Source organism: Mesoflavibacter sp. SCSIO 43206 (assembly GCF_019904215.1).
Lineage (GTDB): Bacteria > Bacteroidota > Bacteroidia > Flavobacteriales > Flavobacteriaceae > Mesoflavibacter > Mesoflavibacter zeaxanthinifaciens.
The window spans coordinates 2,406,754-2,423,708 of record NZ_CP063201.1 but is presented as its reverse complement, the minus strand read 5'-3'; the positions used below and the strand labels follow the sequence as shown (position 1 = coordinate 2,423,708).

Sequence of the window (16,955 nt, the reverse complement as noted above, 5' to 3'; positions counted from 1 at the left end):
CGAATATATAAATAGATGAAATTTATTGTATCAAGTACCTATTTACTAAAGCAATTACAGGTTTTAGGTGGTGTAATAAACAACTCCAATACACTTCCAATTTTAGATAATTTCTTATTTGAATTACAGCAATCAAAACTAACCGTTTCTGCAAGTGATTTAGAAACAACCATGTCTGCTGTATTAGACGTAGAAAGTGATAACGAAGGAAGCGTTGCTATCCCTGCGCGTTTATTATTAGATACTTTAAAAACTTTCCCTGAGCAACCTTTAACGTTTGTTGTAGAAGAAAACAACACTGTTGAAATTAGCTCTAACCATGGTAAATATGCATTAGCTTACGCAGACGGAAACGAATTCCCTAAAGCAGTTAGCCTAGAAGATCCTAGCTCTACTGCAATGCCGGCTCATGTATTAGCTACTGCAATAAACAAAACTATTTTTGCTGCTGGTAATGACGATTTACGTCCAGTAATGAGTGGTGTATTTTTTCAATTCTCTACAGAAGGATTAACCTTTGTAGCTACAGATGCTCATAAACTTGTAAAATATTCAAGAGAAGATGTTAAAGCGTCTCAAGTAGCCGAGTTTATTATGCCTAAAAAACCTTTAAACTTATTAAAAGGAATTTTAGGAGCTAATGAAGATGAAGTAACTATTGAGTACAATGACTCTAATGCTAAATTCACTTTTGAAAATACCGTATTAATCTGTCGTTTAATTGATGGTAAATATCCAAACTACGAAGCAGTTATACCAAAAGAAAATCCTAACAAATTAACTATAGACCGCACACAGTTTTTAAACTCTGTACGTCGTGTTAGTATTTTCTCTAACAAAACAACACACCAAATAAGACTTAAAATTGCTGGTGCCGAACTTAATATTTCTGCAGAAGATATAGATTATTCTAACAAAGCAGAAGAACGTTTAACTTGTGATTACCAAGGAGATGATATGCAAATTGGGTTTAACTCACGTTTCTTAACAGAAATGCTAAACAATTTAAGTTCTGCAGACGTTCAATTAGAATTAAGTATGCCTAACAGAGCTGGTATTTTAACACCAGTAGACGATCTTGAAGAAGGCGAATTTGTAACCATGTTAGTAATGCCGGTAATGCTAAATAGCTAAACCCAACTACATAAATTTAAAAAAAAGCCGCAACTTAAATGTTGTGGCTTTTTTTATTTAAAATCGTTTGATATTTTTTACTTTTGAAATAGTGAAAGGCTTCCCTAATTACCAAAGTGTTTTACTAAGCAATTAATCCAAGAACAAATGATGTATTTTAATAGACTATTATTAGTTTTATTATGTTTTACTTTATGGTCATGCAGTAATGATGATGATAATACAACTACCGACAATAATATTTTGATTGGCAAATGGTTAAGAAGTGATTACGATAGCACTTATGAGCATAGTATACATTTTGAAGACAACGATTTTGGCTACACAGCAGATAAACATACAACAGCAGAAGGTATTGTATCTACAGCAATTAGTTTTGATTGGTCTGTTTCTAACAACAAAATTACTTTAATTTTTGATAGCCATACAATTATTTCTAATTACTCCTTTACAGAAAATGGTAACCTAATAATTAATGATTTATCAACATTAGAGTTTATTAAACAATAAAATTTTATAAAATAAAAAAACGCAACCTATAAAGGTTGCGTTTTATATTTAACTTGAAGGTTAAATATTAATCATAGTAAAGATAATCTCCCTTATAAGTTCCGTTAACTATTACACCATCATTTCTTGTAAACTGAAAACTAATTTCAATTTGATCTGTAGTGTATACTTCTAATGTTAAACTGCCTGCAGATGCGTTTAAATTAGTATTAGAATTATTACTATCTAATAATGTATCACCATCTTCTAGTTCTCCATTAATAATCTGAGCGTTTTCTTCAAATTGAAAGTTTGACATATCAGAAAAACTATATGTTTGTTCTGCTAATGGACTTTGATTAATGCGTATACCAAATATATTAACATTATCAAGTTGAGTCCCATTATTTATGGCATCTAAAAGTTCAGTTTCTGTCTTATTAATAAAACTTACATATGTATTATCGCCTACCGAAGGCTCTACGAAAACGCTATTAACAACATAAGTTTCATTATTTAAAGTAATAACATTTGTATTTTGAGGTTGTTCTGTGTTGTTATCGTCGTCTGAAGAACAATTTAATACAGTTAAAGCAAGACAAAATAAAATTACAAGTTTGTTTAATTTTTTCATTTTAAAAATTATTGTTTTAAGATTTTTATTGTTTGATTTGATTGGTTAGTGTTTATGTTTAAAAAGTACATTCCTGTTGGTAAATTAGAAATATTAATTTGAGATTGATTAGCAATATCAAGTACTTTTTGACCATTTACATTAAAAACTCTTACGTTTTTAATAGTTTGATTTGTTTTAATATTTACAACGTCTGTTGCTGGATTTGGATATAACTTTACTGTGTTTTCATCTAAAGAAATATCATCAACACTTAATGTAGAATTGTACTCGTAAGCTCCTAAATCTATCGTAGTGTTAAATATTCTATCATTACCTGATAAATCTAAATCGCCAAATAAAGCTATATCGTAGTAAGTGTTATCTCCTTGATCAACAATATAATTTGAAGCTGATGTTGGTTTGTATTCGGCATCTAAATTTAAGTTATCAGTCGTTGGATCTAAAAGTGTGATATTTGAATTATCAAAAGTTCCAGAAGTTACACCGCTACCGACCATAGCAATAGTATTATATACCCTAACTGTTTGGATATCTCCTTCAGCAGTTTTACTGTTTTCAATATCTACTGTACTTAATTGACCTCCATTATATTTGTTTTGCCAAAAAAGACTGTTTCTAAATTCAAAAACTCCCCAACCACTTCCACTACTAACATTAATAACTTGTTGAGTAGATGCATGGTTATTAACATTATCTATAATAGACACATTAGTTAATGAGCTTTTAAATAGTCTGCCATCATTATTTAAAGTTCCTCTTCTAAACCAAATTGCTCCCCAATCTGCGTTATAAGTATTATTAGCAACTAACACATTAGACCAATTGGATTCTAAAGTACTTGAGTTAGTATCGTTATGTTGTAGTAGTATAAGACCATTATTAGTTTGGTTATCTGTAATGGCAACATTATTGATTGATACAGTACCTGAAAAAGTTCTCCAATCAAATAAAATACTGTTACTATAATTATTATTAATTAATGTGTTAGATAATTCAAAATTTGAAACATTAGTGGTTACTTTTACAATTGGGCTACCTGATGTTGTATAAAAGTTACTTAAAACAAAACCATCAATAATTACATTATTAGCTGCTAAATTGAACAAACTTGATGAATTATCTGATTTATTTTGCGTAAAATCACCAGAAATATCATCATCTAATATATCACCAGAAATTATAGTTGCATTACTTGTATTTACAATAGATAAATCTCTATCTGTTTCAGAAGTTTCTGTTCCGTTAAAACCACCATAAATCTCTATTTCTGAATTAATACTAATTTCGCCAGATGTTAATTTATAAGTCCCTGATTTTACAAATATTTTAGATCCACTACCTAAACTAGGTATATTAGCGTCATCTAAAGAAGTATAAGCATTAGTCCAACTTGTACCATCATTAGCTCCAGTAGCATTTGCATCAACGTATATAACTGTTGGTGGTTCTGGTAATGATAATGGCGCTATATTACCTGGTCCTGTTAGCATAGCTGTATCTGTATATTGAATGGCTCCTAACCCTATCGATGAATCTGCATTTCTTCTAGGGTTCATATAACAATCGGTCGTAGGATTAAAACTGCTATAATAACCATAGTTATGAGTTGCTTCTCCATTATCTCTATAAGCGGAAACAGGTATAAAATCTCCAGAAAAAATATCAACAAAAGGACTCTCTGATAACGTGTAATTAGTTAGTAAATTAGCCGAACCTATTACAGGTGTAAACTCTGATGCATTAGCATAACCAGTTGAAATAGTTGAGGAACTTGTATCTTGAGTTCCTATGTAGTCAGATGTTCCATAATTACTGAAATATAAATTATTACCCCAAAACCCTATTGTTTCTGCTGAACCTACTGTCTCAAAACGTATTGGACTAGCTACATCAGATGTTACATTGCTACCTTCTTCATTTAAAGTTAAGGTGTTATTTTGAAAATACACATTTAATCTTGTTGAACCACCTGTTGCACTTATAAAACGTGCCACACTACCTGAAGCATTAGCAGTTTCTACTTTGTTACCTATAAACATATTATTAGCAATAAAAATATCATGCTCAAGATTTATATAATTTGTGATACGATATTCAAATGCATATCCTGAATTAGATACATTTTCATCTAGTATACTATTAAATAACTCAAAAGGATAATCATTTACAGTTTCATTAGACCAAATATCCATTGCTGGTCTTGTTGAAGCATAATTTCTTGAAAACCTACAATTTTGCACTGTAATTTTTCTTTGCACTTCATTTGAAGATGATGGATGGCTATACAATGCACTACCACCATAAGCATTAACAAAATGCAATCGGTCTAGAGTAATTTCTTGAGTTTTACTTGCTGAATTAGGCTCTACTTTAAGAATAATTGGTGCATTATCTGTTTTATTTGCAGATGTTGCACTAGGTAATTCATTAGTATCATCTAGCGCTAAATCTCCTGTTAAATATACAGGATGTGCCCAAGGATCCGTGCTACGTTGCGAAAGAGACGTTTCAGTACCCACAAAACCGCCATAAATACTAACTCCGTACTGGTTTAGCATTGGTGTGTTTTTATTAACAGGCATGTAAGTTCCTTCTGCTATCCAAATTTGAGCACCTGTTATGGTTTGGATTCCTAAAGCACTATGAAGACTTGTGTAAGCATTTGCCCAACTGCTTCCGTTATTTGCACCTGTTGCATCAACATCGACATAAATTATGGTTTGTGCTTGCGTAAAACCAAACACTAAAAAGGTTAATAAGAGTAATTGTTTTTTCATTGTAGTTGAGATTAATATTCAACAACAAAATAACTTCACTTTTAAAGGTTTTCAATGTGCTTTTTTCTGAATAGCTCTAATTTCTTTCTGAATGATTTATGAAGATTATTCTTACACTAAATATTATAAAAAAAGCCTGCTTAAATAAGCAGACTTTAAAAATTTTGGTTAATAGCGTATATTAATTATTCGCAATTCATTTTTTGTCCGTATGGCATTTGTCCGTGAATAACACCACCAAATTGTGAACTGCCATAACCACTACCATTGTGCTGTTGCTTGATTAAAAAACCTTGTAAATAGCAGTCGTTATTTTTATTTTTTTCTGTGAATGCGCCTTTAATCCAACGGTATAAAATACGACCTGTGTATTTGTTTTTTACAATACTCCAATCGTTAGATTCTATGTTTAATTTTAGAAGTTTTGCACCATCTTTTGCAATAGTTTTAGACACATTTTCTTTAGCAAAACTCACTAATGATGTATTACCATTCATGCTACCTGCTTTTGGCATTTTTATAGCATCCATGGTTGATTTTGCAGCTGCATCATAATTAGCTTTTAACGTGGCTTCAAACTCTTTTACAATTGGCTTCGCTTTTTCTAACCACTCTAAATGAAATTGTTGTTCGCCTTTACCAATCACATTTAGAATGGTAATATCATCTTGAATCATGTACGATGGTACGTTAAATGCGTGTCCACCTTGGTGCGATGCTGCATAAATAACAAAAACATCGTCTGCAATTAGCATACCTCTTACTAAAATTGGCATACCTGTACCAAGCTCTAAAGTTTGCGATCGGTCTGCACCTACTTTGGTTGTAAACATTCCTGAAACCAACTCGTAACCAATATATCCTTCTGGTGACATAGCTACTAGTTCTGGTGTGGTTAAAAAGCGTAACCATGCATAATCTGGATCTTGTGCAGGTAATAAATCTACATTATCACCCATGTCTGTCATTTGACGTCTTATTTTTACACGATCTACACCAACTGCGCTCATGCCCTTTGTCATTGCAAATGGATATGACATGTATAAAAACTCATCACTTACTGAATTTGTAGATTTAGGCTTATTAGCTTCTGCTTCTTGTTGCTTTTTCTCAAGATATTTTTGATAATATAAATCTTGCTTTGCTTGGTCGTTAGGATATTTTTTGGCTAATTCTGCTTTAAATTCTTCGTCGGTATATTCGGTTTTTGATGAAGTTTCAGTTGAAGAACTGCCAACCATTCCTGAAGCGTTTTCAGATTTTGAAGACGAATTGCTACTTTCTTTTTTATCTAACTTCTTCTCTACTGCTGCTTTGGCTTTCTTTTTAAGCATTTTACCAAATTGCGCATGAGAGACGTTGTAGCATAATGCCAAAACGAATAATAGAACTATTTTTTTCATAAGAATTGTGTTTAGTGGACTTCAAAATAAAGCACTTAAGCACTATTCTTAATTTGGTTTTTTCTGAAAATGATGATTTTTTTTCTGAAGGAATTCTAAAAAATCTAAAGTAATCACATAAACGTTTCCTTGATTACTTCAAGAAACTGATCACGTTTAGATTTTGAAATCGGGATGCGTTTTTGATTGTTCATTAGCAAATAATCGCCATCATCTTTAACCAATTCATCAACATATTTTAAGTTGATTAAATACGACCTATGACATTTAAAAAACATCGCATTGCGTTCAAGTTGCTCAACAAAATGCTTTAACGGCTTGCAAATGGTTTTTTGTTTGCCATCAATAAGTTGAACGTTTGTGTACATGCCATCGGCTTCAAAATACACGATATCATTATGCGATGCGAACATGATTCCTTTAGGAATTTCTAAAGCAATTTTATCCATTGAGAGTTGCTTTAACGAGTCTCGTAACTTGTTAAGCTGGTCGTTTAAATTGTTGGCTTTTATCGCTTCTTCGGCTTTTGCAACTGCTTCTTTTAACTCGGTTGTATCAACTGGTTTTAACAAATAATCTACTGCTGATAATTTGAAAGCTTCAATCGCATATTGATTGTACGCCGTCACAAAAATGATTTTAAAATCAATCTGATTTGGAAAGTATTCTAAAATGTCTAATCCAGACTGATTAGGCATTTCGATATCTAAAAAAACAACATCTGGTTTACTGGTTTTAATCAAATCTACACCAGATGCTAAATCTTGCGCTTCTTCAATGCTAGTAATACTTGCGCAATGTTCAGTTAGCAAGTTTGATAGTAAATGTCTGGCGCGTTTTTCGTCGTCTATAATTATCGCTTTCATATCTTAATGTATTGGCATCGTGATGACCACTTTTGTACCTGCAGCAACATCGTTTTCATCATACAAATCGTTGGTAGTTATAGCTATATCACGTTTTAATTTGTTTTTATAAAGATGCACACGTTCTTCGTTAGCTTTTGTGGCAAAGGGTTTGTGCTGTTGGTTTGGTCGTTTTAATTTTTCGGATTGTGCTCGACCAATTCCGTTATCTTCAACCGTAATTTCTAATTTATTTTGCTGAATAATTTTAGCTTCAATTTGTAGTTTTCGATCGTTTAATTTGTGTAGTAATCCGTGTTTTAAAGCATTTTCAACGTACGGTTGAATGAATAATGACGGTACTTTTATCTGTTTTGTCTTCAATTGATTATCGACAGAAATAGTATATTCCAATTCATCTTCAAAACGCACTTTTTCTAATTCTAAATACAATTTTAACGCGTTTAATTCTTCCTCTAAAGTAATTTCGTTTTGCTGACTGTAGTCTAAATACATACGGATTAATCGGCTAAACTTCACTAAATACGAGCTTGCCAATTCCTTTTCATTAGAAATAATATAATCTTGAATTGAATTTAAAGCATTAAAAATGAAATGCGGATTCATTTGCGAGCGCAGATTTTCTAACCTTAAATTCGTGATTTTTTTATCGATTAAAATTTTGTCAACTTCAGCAATACGTTGTGCTTCTTTTTGTTGTAATCGCCATCTAAAATACAGCCAAATTAATCCAAAAACGGATGCCAAAATCAAACCATAAAACCAATAGGTTTCCCAGAATGGTTTAGCAATTACAAAGGTTATTGGTGTAGCAAAAACAGCTTGTTTTGCACTTAAATTTTGGGCTTTTAATTCAAAAGTATACGTGCCGCTAGACAAACTATTAAAAGTAACAAATTGTGTGTTTAGCGGTATGTTTTGCCAACTTGTATCTATTTGTTTAACGCGGTATTGGTAGCTTACGTGTTGGTTAGATTGAAATCCGTTTGAGTTAAACGACATATCAATTTTATTTAAATTATATGGTAGTTTGTAGTTAGTTGCAACTAATGTGTCGCGGTCGTTAATTTTTACAGCTTCTACCCTAACCTTGGCTGTTTTAAAAGCTTTGAACAATGCGTCTGATTTTGGTAGCGCATAAAATGCTTTAGGCAAGCTTACAATAATTTGATTTTGAAGTATTAAAAAATCGTTAACCGCTGTATTTAAACCATCTTGCGCACTTAACGATTTAAGCTGATGTGTTTTTGTATGATATTGAAATAATCCAGCATCGGTTGAAATCCATAACACTAAACCATCAGCATGAATAGCGTTAATTTGAAGGTTTTCTGGAAGCTTAATTTCTGAAGGTTTTAGCGTATTGTTTTCGTATTTCAATAATCCATTGTGCTGAGTTGCAACCCAAACTGTTCCGTTGGTTTTAGTTAATGTATTAACCAGTAAACTTTTAGAATTGAATAAGATTTCTTCTGCATTAAATGTTTTCGTATTGTATTTATAAAGTCCGTCGATGTACGATACAAACAAGTGATTATTAGAAACTACCGAAGATTTTACACGACTTTCTTTTAAAATTTGCTGTTCTGGATTATTAAACGGGTTTTTATATACAATACCTTGGCGGTAATTACCATAAAACAAGGTATTATCATCAATTTTTGAAAAGGTTTTAGCAACTGAAAATCGGTTATTTACATCTAAAATTTTGTCATTTTTAAGATTAACTACAAACGATTCTGAAGCATTAATACTAACTATTAGTTGTTCGCTTTGCGCATCAAAAAAAAGTTTCCCGATAATTTTTTTGCCTGGTAATTGCAGTGTTTTTGTGAGCTGATTTTGATTGTAAAACAGTAATTTACCGTCATTGGTTCCTAAAACAAATTGATTGTTTTGTAACGCTACAGACGCTGTGATTTTATATTTAATATTGGATAAATCAACACGACGAATATTTAAGTTAGGTGATACAAACACACCATTATCTAAAGTTGTAAACCAGTAGTTTTTATTAAAATCTAATTGAACATCGCTAATAGATTCTGTTTTAAAAAGTTGTTCTTTAAGCGTGAAAATTTCATTTTCAAAACCATAAATAAACACTCCAGAACTAGTTAAAAACCAATAGTTGTTTTCAATATTTAAAACATTGTAAATGGTTTCATTTTTTAATCTAGCAGGCGTTACTACTTTTGTTGATGTGTTTTTTATTTTATCTATTTTATAAATGATGTTTCCATTAGAACTTTTGTGTGTGAAAAAAACAGTGTTTTTAAAGGCAAAAATTCTTGGTGATTGTATACGATTACTACTTGTAATTTCAAGTATTTTTGTTTTTGTATTGTTATCGAATTTGTATAATCGATGACGCTCTAAATCGCTTTCAAGATTAATTATGAATGTGTAGTTATTGTTACCATCCTTAGCATTGGTAATACACATACCTTTAAACACTTCGGTAACTTGTTTGGTACTTTTATCAATGTCAAAAATGCCAATAACGGTAAATAAACGTATGCTGTTTTCTAATATTTCAAAATTTGCTAATTGTCCATTTACTAATTTACTAGCGTCATAAAATAGTTTTAAACTGTCGCTTTCAACATAAAATAATTGCCCGTAAATATTGTTGCACCAAAGTTGATTTTTAGCATCAAATTTTAATTGAAAAAGAGAATTTCCTCTTTGTTGAGGATGACTAAAGCGTTTGTAGTTTTTTCCGTTGTAACGGTATAATCCTTTGTTTGCAGCAAGCCAAATGTAGTTTTGGTTGTCTTCTGCAATATCATAAAACTCAACATCTGGAAGATTTGAGACTTTAGACATATGTTGTATTACTGGATTTTGAGCATTAGCAACGCTTCCCAAACCAATAATAAAAACAAATAGTATGTATCTAAATATTAATTGCATAGCTTATAATTAGCAAACTTAATATTTAATTAGCTAATCAAGCTTTGTTTTTTCTGTAAGCAGTCGTTTTTTTTCTAAACAAAAAACGCAACCTTGGTTATGGTTGCGTTTTTAACTTTATCTAAAACTAACTAACTAACTAATAAAATTAAAAGATAAAGGATATTTTGGAGTTTCTCCGTGACTAGCTTTGATCGCATTTATCACAGGAAAAATAATAGATATTAAACCTAAAACTATAAAACCTAAGATACCTAGACCTAATAGTAAAATTAAGGGAATACATATTATAAAATACACTAATAAACTTAGTTGAAAATTAACTATATTTTTACCATGTTGGTCTAACTCATAAACTCTATCTCTTTGAGTTAACCAAATAATTAAAGGTAGTAACAAACTACCAAATCCTATTACTAAAGTAATTAACTGACTTAAATGTGTTAATACTATTAATTGTTTATTCTCTTGCATGATAATACTTTTTTGATTGATACTTATATGACGCACATTTATCAAAAAAGTTACAAAATTTTAAGAACTTATTAATTAAATTATTGTTAATGAGGAAGTTTACCTTTTAAAACTCCATAAATAAACGTTCCTATAATTGCAGATCCAATAACTATTAATATTGGTAAAAAACCAGCTCCTACTAATGTAAACATTGGTCCAGGACATGCTCCTACTAAAGCCCAACCTAATCCAAATATAATACCGCCAAACAGATAACGATATATTGATTTTTCTTTATCAGGAATCACTATTGGATTACCATCAATAGACTTGATTTTTTTTCTTTTTATAAGTTGGATAAAGATAATTCCAAAAAATAATGCTGTACCAATTATACCATACATATGAAAAGATTCAAATCGAAACATTTCATATATTCTAAACCATGATGCTGCTTCAGATTTGTACATAATTATTCCAAAAAAGAAACCGACTACTAAATAGATGAATACTTTTTTCATTGTACTAAAAAATTAAAGGAAATAATAAATGTACCATAATTAATCCTCCAATAAAGAATCCTATTACAGCTAATAATGAAGGTCTTTGAAGGTTACTTAAGCCTGTTATAGCATGACCTGAAGTACATCCGCCTGCATAACGTGTACCAAAACCTATAAGCAATCCGCCAACAATTAAAATAATAATTGTTTTTGGCTCTTGTAAGGCTTCTGCAGAAAACAATTCTTTGGGTAAATAACCATTATCTTCAGAAAAACCTATTTGTTGTAAACCTTCTTTTGTAGCGTTACTAATTTGTGGCATCGTCCCATCAGTCATAAAATTCTTAGCTACAAATCCTCCTAAAATTGCTCCTAAAACAACTAATAGGTTCCAGCTTTGTTCTCTCCAATTAAAATTGAATAATTGACTAAACTTACCGCCACCACATATAGCGCAAAAGGTTCGTAAATTAGAAGACATACCAAAAGTTTTTCCCATTATTAAAAGAAAAAACATAATTAGTGCTATTAAAAAACCTGAGAGCAACCAAGACCATGGTTGTAAAAAAAATTCCATAAATCAATTTTGTGCAAAAGTACACGCTATAATTAATTTATGGAAATTAATGCCTATTTTTAATAAATAGAACTATTGTTAGTTTTTAATTTTGAATACTTTAGTTAAAATATCTTCCATCAAACACCATTTAGTGATTGCAGACTGAAATAAATTAGCGCCTACAAACACTGTAAACCACAACCAATTTTGATTAACGTACATACCTAATAATACGCTTATTATAACAAAAATTCCTGCTATTGCTCTTATATACCTGTTTAACATAACTATTATTTATTTGAATTTAAATTGCTCTTTCTATGGGTACAACAATCGCTTTAATAGGATTGTTGGTTTCTAAATTGCTATTGAACTCCTTTATTAAATCAAAAAGGATATCAATAAACATGTCTTCAGTAAATGAGAAAAACATTGTAGACTCATTACTTGCATTTTCTGCTCCAAACCAATTGGTAGACATAATTAAAGCATGATTGTTTTTATAGCCATCTATATCAGATTCGCTAAAATTTTCAATACCTGCTTTTTTAAAGAGTTTAATTACATCCTTATGAAACTCTTCTACTGCGGTTACTAATACTAATTTCATATCTTTCAACTTTACTGGCCAAATGAGCACAACTAAGATTTTTTTTGAACTCTCATGACACTCAATCGTGCTCGGCCAGCTTTTTATTTATGGTTTTTACGTTCTATCATATAATACACTAAAGGCACAACTAATAAGGTTAATACAGTCGAAACGATAGTTCCGCCCATTAACGAAATAGCTAATCCTTGAAAGATCGGGTCAAATAGGATAACAAATGCACCTATGACAACTGTTCCTGCTGTTAATAAAATTGGTGTTGTACGCACTGCTCCTGCTTCTATTGCAGCTTGTTTTAATGGCACGCCTTCTTCTAATCTTAAATTGATAAAGTCGATGAGTAATACCGAATTACGCACCATAATTCCCGCTAACGCAATCATACCTATAAATGATGTTGCGGTGAAAAATGCGCCCATTAACCAGTGACCTAAAATAATTCCAATCATCGATAATGGTATGGCAACCATCATTACTATTGGTGCTTTAAAGTTTTGGAACCAACCTACAATTAAGATGTAGATTAAAGCAATTGCACCTAAAAAAGCTATTCCTAAATCTCTAAATACTTCCAAGGTAATTTGCCATTCTCCATCCCATTTTACGGTGTAATCATCTTCAAATTCTGGCTGTCCTAAATACATTTCATTGATCTCATAGCCTTGTGGTAACGGAATTGCTTTTAATTTCTCTTCCATTCCTAAAATTGCATATGCAGGACTTTCCAATTCGCCAGCCATATCTGCTAACACATACACCACGCGTTTTTGATTTTTACGGTAAATGCTTTTTGCACTTGTAGTTTCAGAAATATCAACCAAATCAACTATCGGAACTAAGTTACCTTGTTGCGATTTCACTTTTAATTGCGAAATATCTTGAATGGTTGATTTTTCCTTTTCATCTAAAGCTAATACCAAACCGATTTGATTTACTGCATCTTCATCATATAACACCGTTAAAGGTCTGTTCGATAATGCCATATTCATCGTATAAGCAATCTGTTTTGGTGCTACACCGTAAAGCATTGCTTTTTCTTTGTCTATAGTGAATTGAAATTCTTTTTGATCAGCTTCTACCATCCAATCGACGTCAACAACATCTTCAGTATTATTCAAAATATTTTGAACTTCGTTAGCAATCTCCATTTGTTTATCATAATCAGGACCGTAAATTTCAGCCACTAAAGTTGATAATACTGGTGGACCTGGTGGAACTTCAACAACCTTAACATTCGCATTATATTTTGAAGCTATCTTTTGAATGTCAGGACGCAATAATTTTGCAATATCGTGAGATTGCGCACTACGTTCTCCTTTATCAATTAAATTCACTTGAATATCTGCCATATTACTTCCACCACGTAAATCGTAGTGACGTACTAAACCGTTAAAAGTAATTGGCGCAGAAGTCCCAATATAATTTTGGTAGTTAACCACTTCTGGTCGCGTTGATAAATATTGCGAAATTTCTTGAGCCACAACTGCTGTACGCTCTAAGGTTGTTCCTTCTGGCATATCGATAACTACCTGAAATTCATTTTTGTTATCAAACGGTAACATTTTAACAACTACCGAATTAGTGAAGAACATCACCATTGTTCCCATTAACAAGATGAAAGTCAACCCTAAAAACAACCAACGTTTAGAAGAACTTTCAATTAACGGACGTTCAAATTTTTCGTAGAACTTGTAAATTAATGTATCTTCTAAAGGTTTTTTAGGCTTCTCCTCTGCTCCCTTTTTATCTTTTTCACGCAAGAAAATATATCCTAAATATGGTGTAATGGTTAAGGCTACAAATAATGATAAAATCATCGCAATAGACGCTCCAATCGGCATTGGTGCCATATATGGTCCCATTAATCCAGACACAAATGCCATAGGCAATACCGATGCAATTACAGTGAATGTTGCCAAAATAGTTGGGTTACCTACTTCGTTAATGGCATATAAAGCTGCTTGTTTAAACGGTAAGCGTTTCATTTTAAAATGCCTATGCATATTTTCGGCAATGATAATGGAATCGTCTACCACAATACCTGTTACAAATACTAGTGCGAATAAGGTAATTCGGTTAAGTGTATAATCCAGCATATAGTAGCTTAACAGCGTTAATGCGAATGTAATTGGCACCGATAAAAACACGACCAATCCACCACGCCAACCCATAGCCAACATCACTACAAATGTTACCGCAATGATAGAACCTATAAGGTGTAATAGTAATTCTGATACTTTGTGAGACGCCGTTTCACCATAGTTTCTAGTGATTTCTACGTGTACATCATCAGGAATTAACGTCTTACGTAAATGCTCTACTTTATCAATGATGACATCTGCAATTTTCATCGCGTCTGCTCCTTTTCGCTTTGCTACAGAAATAGTTACTGCTGGATATTCTGATTTGTAATCGCTTGCTTTTTCGCTCGCTTGACCAAAACCAAGACTAACATAATTTTGTGGCACTTCTGGACCATCAACAATTTTTGCAACTTGTTTTAAATATATGGGCTGATTTTGTTGCACGCCAACAACTAAATTTTCTACATCAGTTACCGACTCTAAAAATTTGCCTGTGTTTACCACAAATTCAGTATCATTTTTATCAAACGTTCCGCTATTTAATTGTGCGTTGTTGGCTTTAATCATTTCAGAAACCGATAAAAAGTCTAAGCCAGCACTAGCTAATTTGTCCTTATCTAAAACGACACGTATTTGACGTTCTCTTCCGCCTATTTTATGTGTGATAGCAACGTCATTTACTTTTTTAATTTCGGCTTCTAATTCTTGAGCCATTTGCCCTAATTGGAAGTCGTCATAGTTTTCACTCCACAACGTTAACCCTAACATGGGCACATCATCAATAGCACGTGTTTTTACTAACGGAAACGTTACGCCTTCCGGCATTTCATCCATATGTTTATTGATTTCGTTGTATAATTTCACAAAAGAACGCTCGATATCTTCACCAACATAAAACTGAACGATGACCATTCCTTGTTCTTTCATAGACGTAGAATACACATATTCTACACCTTTTATATTCGAAATTAATTGCTCTAAAGGCTTGATCACTCTAGATTCAACCTCGGTTGGACTTGCACCGGGATAACCTACAAAAATATCTGCCATAGGCACATCAATTTGTGGCTCTTCTTCACGAGGAATTAAAAACGAGCTGTACACACCAATGACCATAAAAACAATCATTAAAAGCACTGTAAGCTTCGATGTCATAAAGACTTTGGCAATTTTTCCTGCTAAACCTTCTTTCATTTTGATTTCTTATTTTTTGGGCGTTTTAACGGGCTATTCGCTATATCTTTTTACTTGTTCTCGATACAAATTTGCTTCATTTCGACTGCGCTCAATGTGACACAAATTCACTCGAACTGACGTAAAAAGGATGCCGCTTCTATCCCTAACGCGACTTTGAACTGTTAATTCAATCTTGTTATTAATTTAAAATTCAGTACTATTTACTGCCTACTGCAAACTGAATTACTGCTTACTTATTTTCGCTCCGTTATACAACTTTCCTTCAGCCGAAACGATATAACTTTCATTGGCGTTTAAACCAGATAAAACTTCTACTTCATTTCCAAATGTTCTACCTAAACGTAACCAACGCAAAATAGCCGTATTACTTTGGCTTACCGTATAAACGCCGCTTAATTGACCGTTGTTTACAATAGCTTCTTTTGGTATTAAAACCATTGAAGTTTCAGCTTTTCTTTCTACAGGAAATTGCACCGTTGTGAACATTCCTGATAGAATTTTTGCATCGGTTTTATCTAATGTTATTTTCACTAAATATTGTCCGCCAGTTTGTGCTGCAGATGTACTTACTTCGGTTACTTTTCCAGAAATAGTTTGGTTAATAGATTTTACATTTACACTTACTTTTGTATCTTTTTTTATGTCTGAAATTTCGGTTTCTGGTACCATTGCAACCACTTCAAAATCGCCTGGAGCTTCTATTGAAATTAAAGGCTGACCTGGATTTGCCATATCTCCTTTCTTCACATTTTTGTTTGTAATAACACCGCTAAAAGGTGCAGTAATGTTGGTATAAGCAAATTGTGCGTTAATTTCATTTTTCATTTGCTTTGCAGCTTCAAGACCTGCTTTTGCCATCTCGTAATTGGCTGTCATATCATCCATTTCTTTTTGAGAGGCACTGTTTTTTGCAAAAAGTGCTTGAAAACGCTCGTAGTCTTTTTTAGCATTGTTAAATGCTGCTGTAGCTTTTGTAATATTTGCATTTACTTGCGCTTTTTGCGCTTGTAAATCGGCATTATTAATGGCTACCAACAATTGTCCTTTGCTTACTTTATCGCCAACATTTACAGGTACGGTATTGACGTAACCCATCATTCTTGTGCTTAAATTGGCACTATTTTCGGCTTGGATTTTTCCGCTTACCGCTAAAAATGGACTGTCATTATTGTCGTTAACCTGTGCTACTTTTACAGGAATAGCTGGCGAGTTATCTTCAACTGTTTTTTTGTCTTCGTTACCGCAACTTGCTAGTAATATTGCGGTTGAAAGTGATAAGATGGTATATAGTTTTTTCATTTTTATTTAAGTTTTATATTTAGGT

General features: G+C 32.2%; 14 protein-coding genes. 2 read left to right on the top strand and 12 right to left on the bottom strand.

All coding sequences use genetic code 11. The annotated features are described in order from the left end of the window. The first annotated feature begins 15 nt into the window (after positions 1–15). On the top strand, positions 16–1,134 hold the full coding sequence (gene dnaN / locus INR78_RS11150) for a DNA polymerase III subunit beta (RefSeq protein WP_027879870.1): 1,119 nt from the start codon (positions 16–18) through the stop codon (positions 1,132–1,134). Between the two features lie 147 nt (positions 1,135–1,281). Continuing rightward, complete coding sequence (locus INR78_RS11145) at positions 1,282–1,644, top strand: hypothetical protein (protein WP_223076567.1); 363 nt, start codon at positions 1,282–1,284, stop codon at positions 1,642–1,644. 67 nt (positions 1,645–1,711) lie between these two features. On the opposite strand, the gene INR78_RS11140 is transcribed toward INR78_RS11145, so the two are convergent. The 12 genes from INR78_RS11140 to INR78_RS11085 all read right to left on the bottom strand — a co-directional run bounded on the left by INR78_RS11140 (position 1,712) and on the right by INR78_RS11085 (position 16,930). Beyond that, positions 1,712–2,257: a hypothetical protein gene (locus INR78_RS11140; protein ID WP_223076566.1), complete on the bottom strand. Its 546-nt coding sequence runs from the start codon at positions 2,255–2,257 to the stop codon at positions 1,712–1,714. An 8-nt stretch (positions 2,258–2,265) separates the two neighbouring features. Continuing rightward, positions 2,266–5,037 carry a T9SS type A sorting domain-containing protein gene (locus tag INR78_RS11135; protein WP_223076565.1) on the bottom strand — a complete coding sequence of 924 codons (2,772 nt, stop codon included), beginning with the start codon at positions 5,035–5,037 and terminating at the stop codon, positions 2,266–2,268. 185 nt (positions 5,038–5,222) lie between these two features. Beyond that, entirely contained in the window at positions 5,223–6,440 is a 1,218-nt protein-coding gene (locus INR78_RS11130) for a hypothetical protein (protein WP_223076564.1), read from the bottom strand. A gap of 113 nt (positions 6,441–6,553) precedes the next feature. Beyond that, a complete protein-coding gene (locus INR78_RS11125) occupies positions 6,554–7,306 on the bottom strand; it encodes a LytTR family DNA-binding domain-containing protein (RefSeq protein ID WP_191072777.1) in 753 nt (250 codons plus the stop codon). A gap of 3 nt (positions 7,307–7,309) precedes the next feature. Beyond that, positions 7,310–10,222 (bottom strand): histidine kinase, encoded by a 2,913-nt coding sequence (locus tag INR78_RS11120; protein WP_255593067.1) that lies wholly within the window; start codon positions 10,220–10,222, stop codon positions 7,310–7,312. Between the two features lie 135 nt (positions 10,223–10,357). Then, complete coding sequence (locus INR78_RS11115) at positions 10,358–10,696, bottom strand: DUF4870 domain-containing protein (RefSeq protein WP_027879863.1); 339 nt, start codon at positions 10,694–10,696, stop codon at positions 10,358–10,360. 86 nt (positions 10,697–10,782) lie between these two features. After that, complete coding sequence (locus INR78_RS11110; protein ID WP_223076563.1) at positions 10,783–11,199, bottom strand: DUF6691 family protein; 417 nt, start codon at positions 11,197–11,199, stop codon at positions 10,783–10,785. A gap of 4 nt (positions 11,200–11,203) precedes the next feature. Further along, the gene (locus INR78_RS11105; protein WP_106678481.1) at positions 11,204–11,758 is read right to left on the bottom strand and encodes a YeeE/YedE family protein; all 555 of its coding nucleotides are present in this window, start codon (positions 11,756–11,758) and stop codon (positions 11,204–11,206) included. Between the two features lie 78 nt (positions 11,759–11,836). Continuing rightward, entirely contained in the window at positions 11,837–12,025 is a 189-nt protein-coding gene (locus INR78_RS11100; RefSeq protein WP_027879860.1) for a DUF2892 domain-containing protein, read from the bottom strand. A gap of 19 nt (positions 12,026–12,044) precedes the next feature. Next, positions 12,045–12,350 carry a hypothetical protein gene (locus tag INR78_RS11095; protein WP_027879859.1) on the bottom strand — a complete coding sequence of 102 codons (306 nt, stop codon included), beginning with the start codon at positions 12,348–12,350 and terminating at the stop codon, positions 12,045–12,047. An 83-nt stretch (positions 12,351–12,433) separates the two neighbouring features. Beyond that, the gene (locus INR78_RS11090; RefSeq protein WP_223076562.1) at positions 12,434–15,628 is read right to left on the bottom strand and encodes an efflux RND transporter permease subunit; all 3,195 of its coding nucleotides are present in this window, start codon (positions 15,626–15,628) and stop codon (positions 12,434–12,436) included. A 225-nt stretch (positions 15,629–15,853) separates the two neighbouring features. Next, positions 15,854–16,930 carry an efflux RND transporter periplasmic adaptor subunit gene (locus INR78_RS11085; protein ID WP_223076561.1) on the bottom strand — a complete coding sequence of 359 codons (1,077 nt, stop codon included), beginning with the start codon at positions 16,928–16,930 and terminating at the stop codon, positions 15,854–15,856. Positions 16,931–16,955 lie beyond the last annotated feature (25 nt).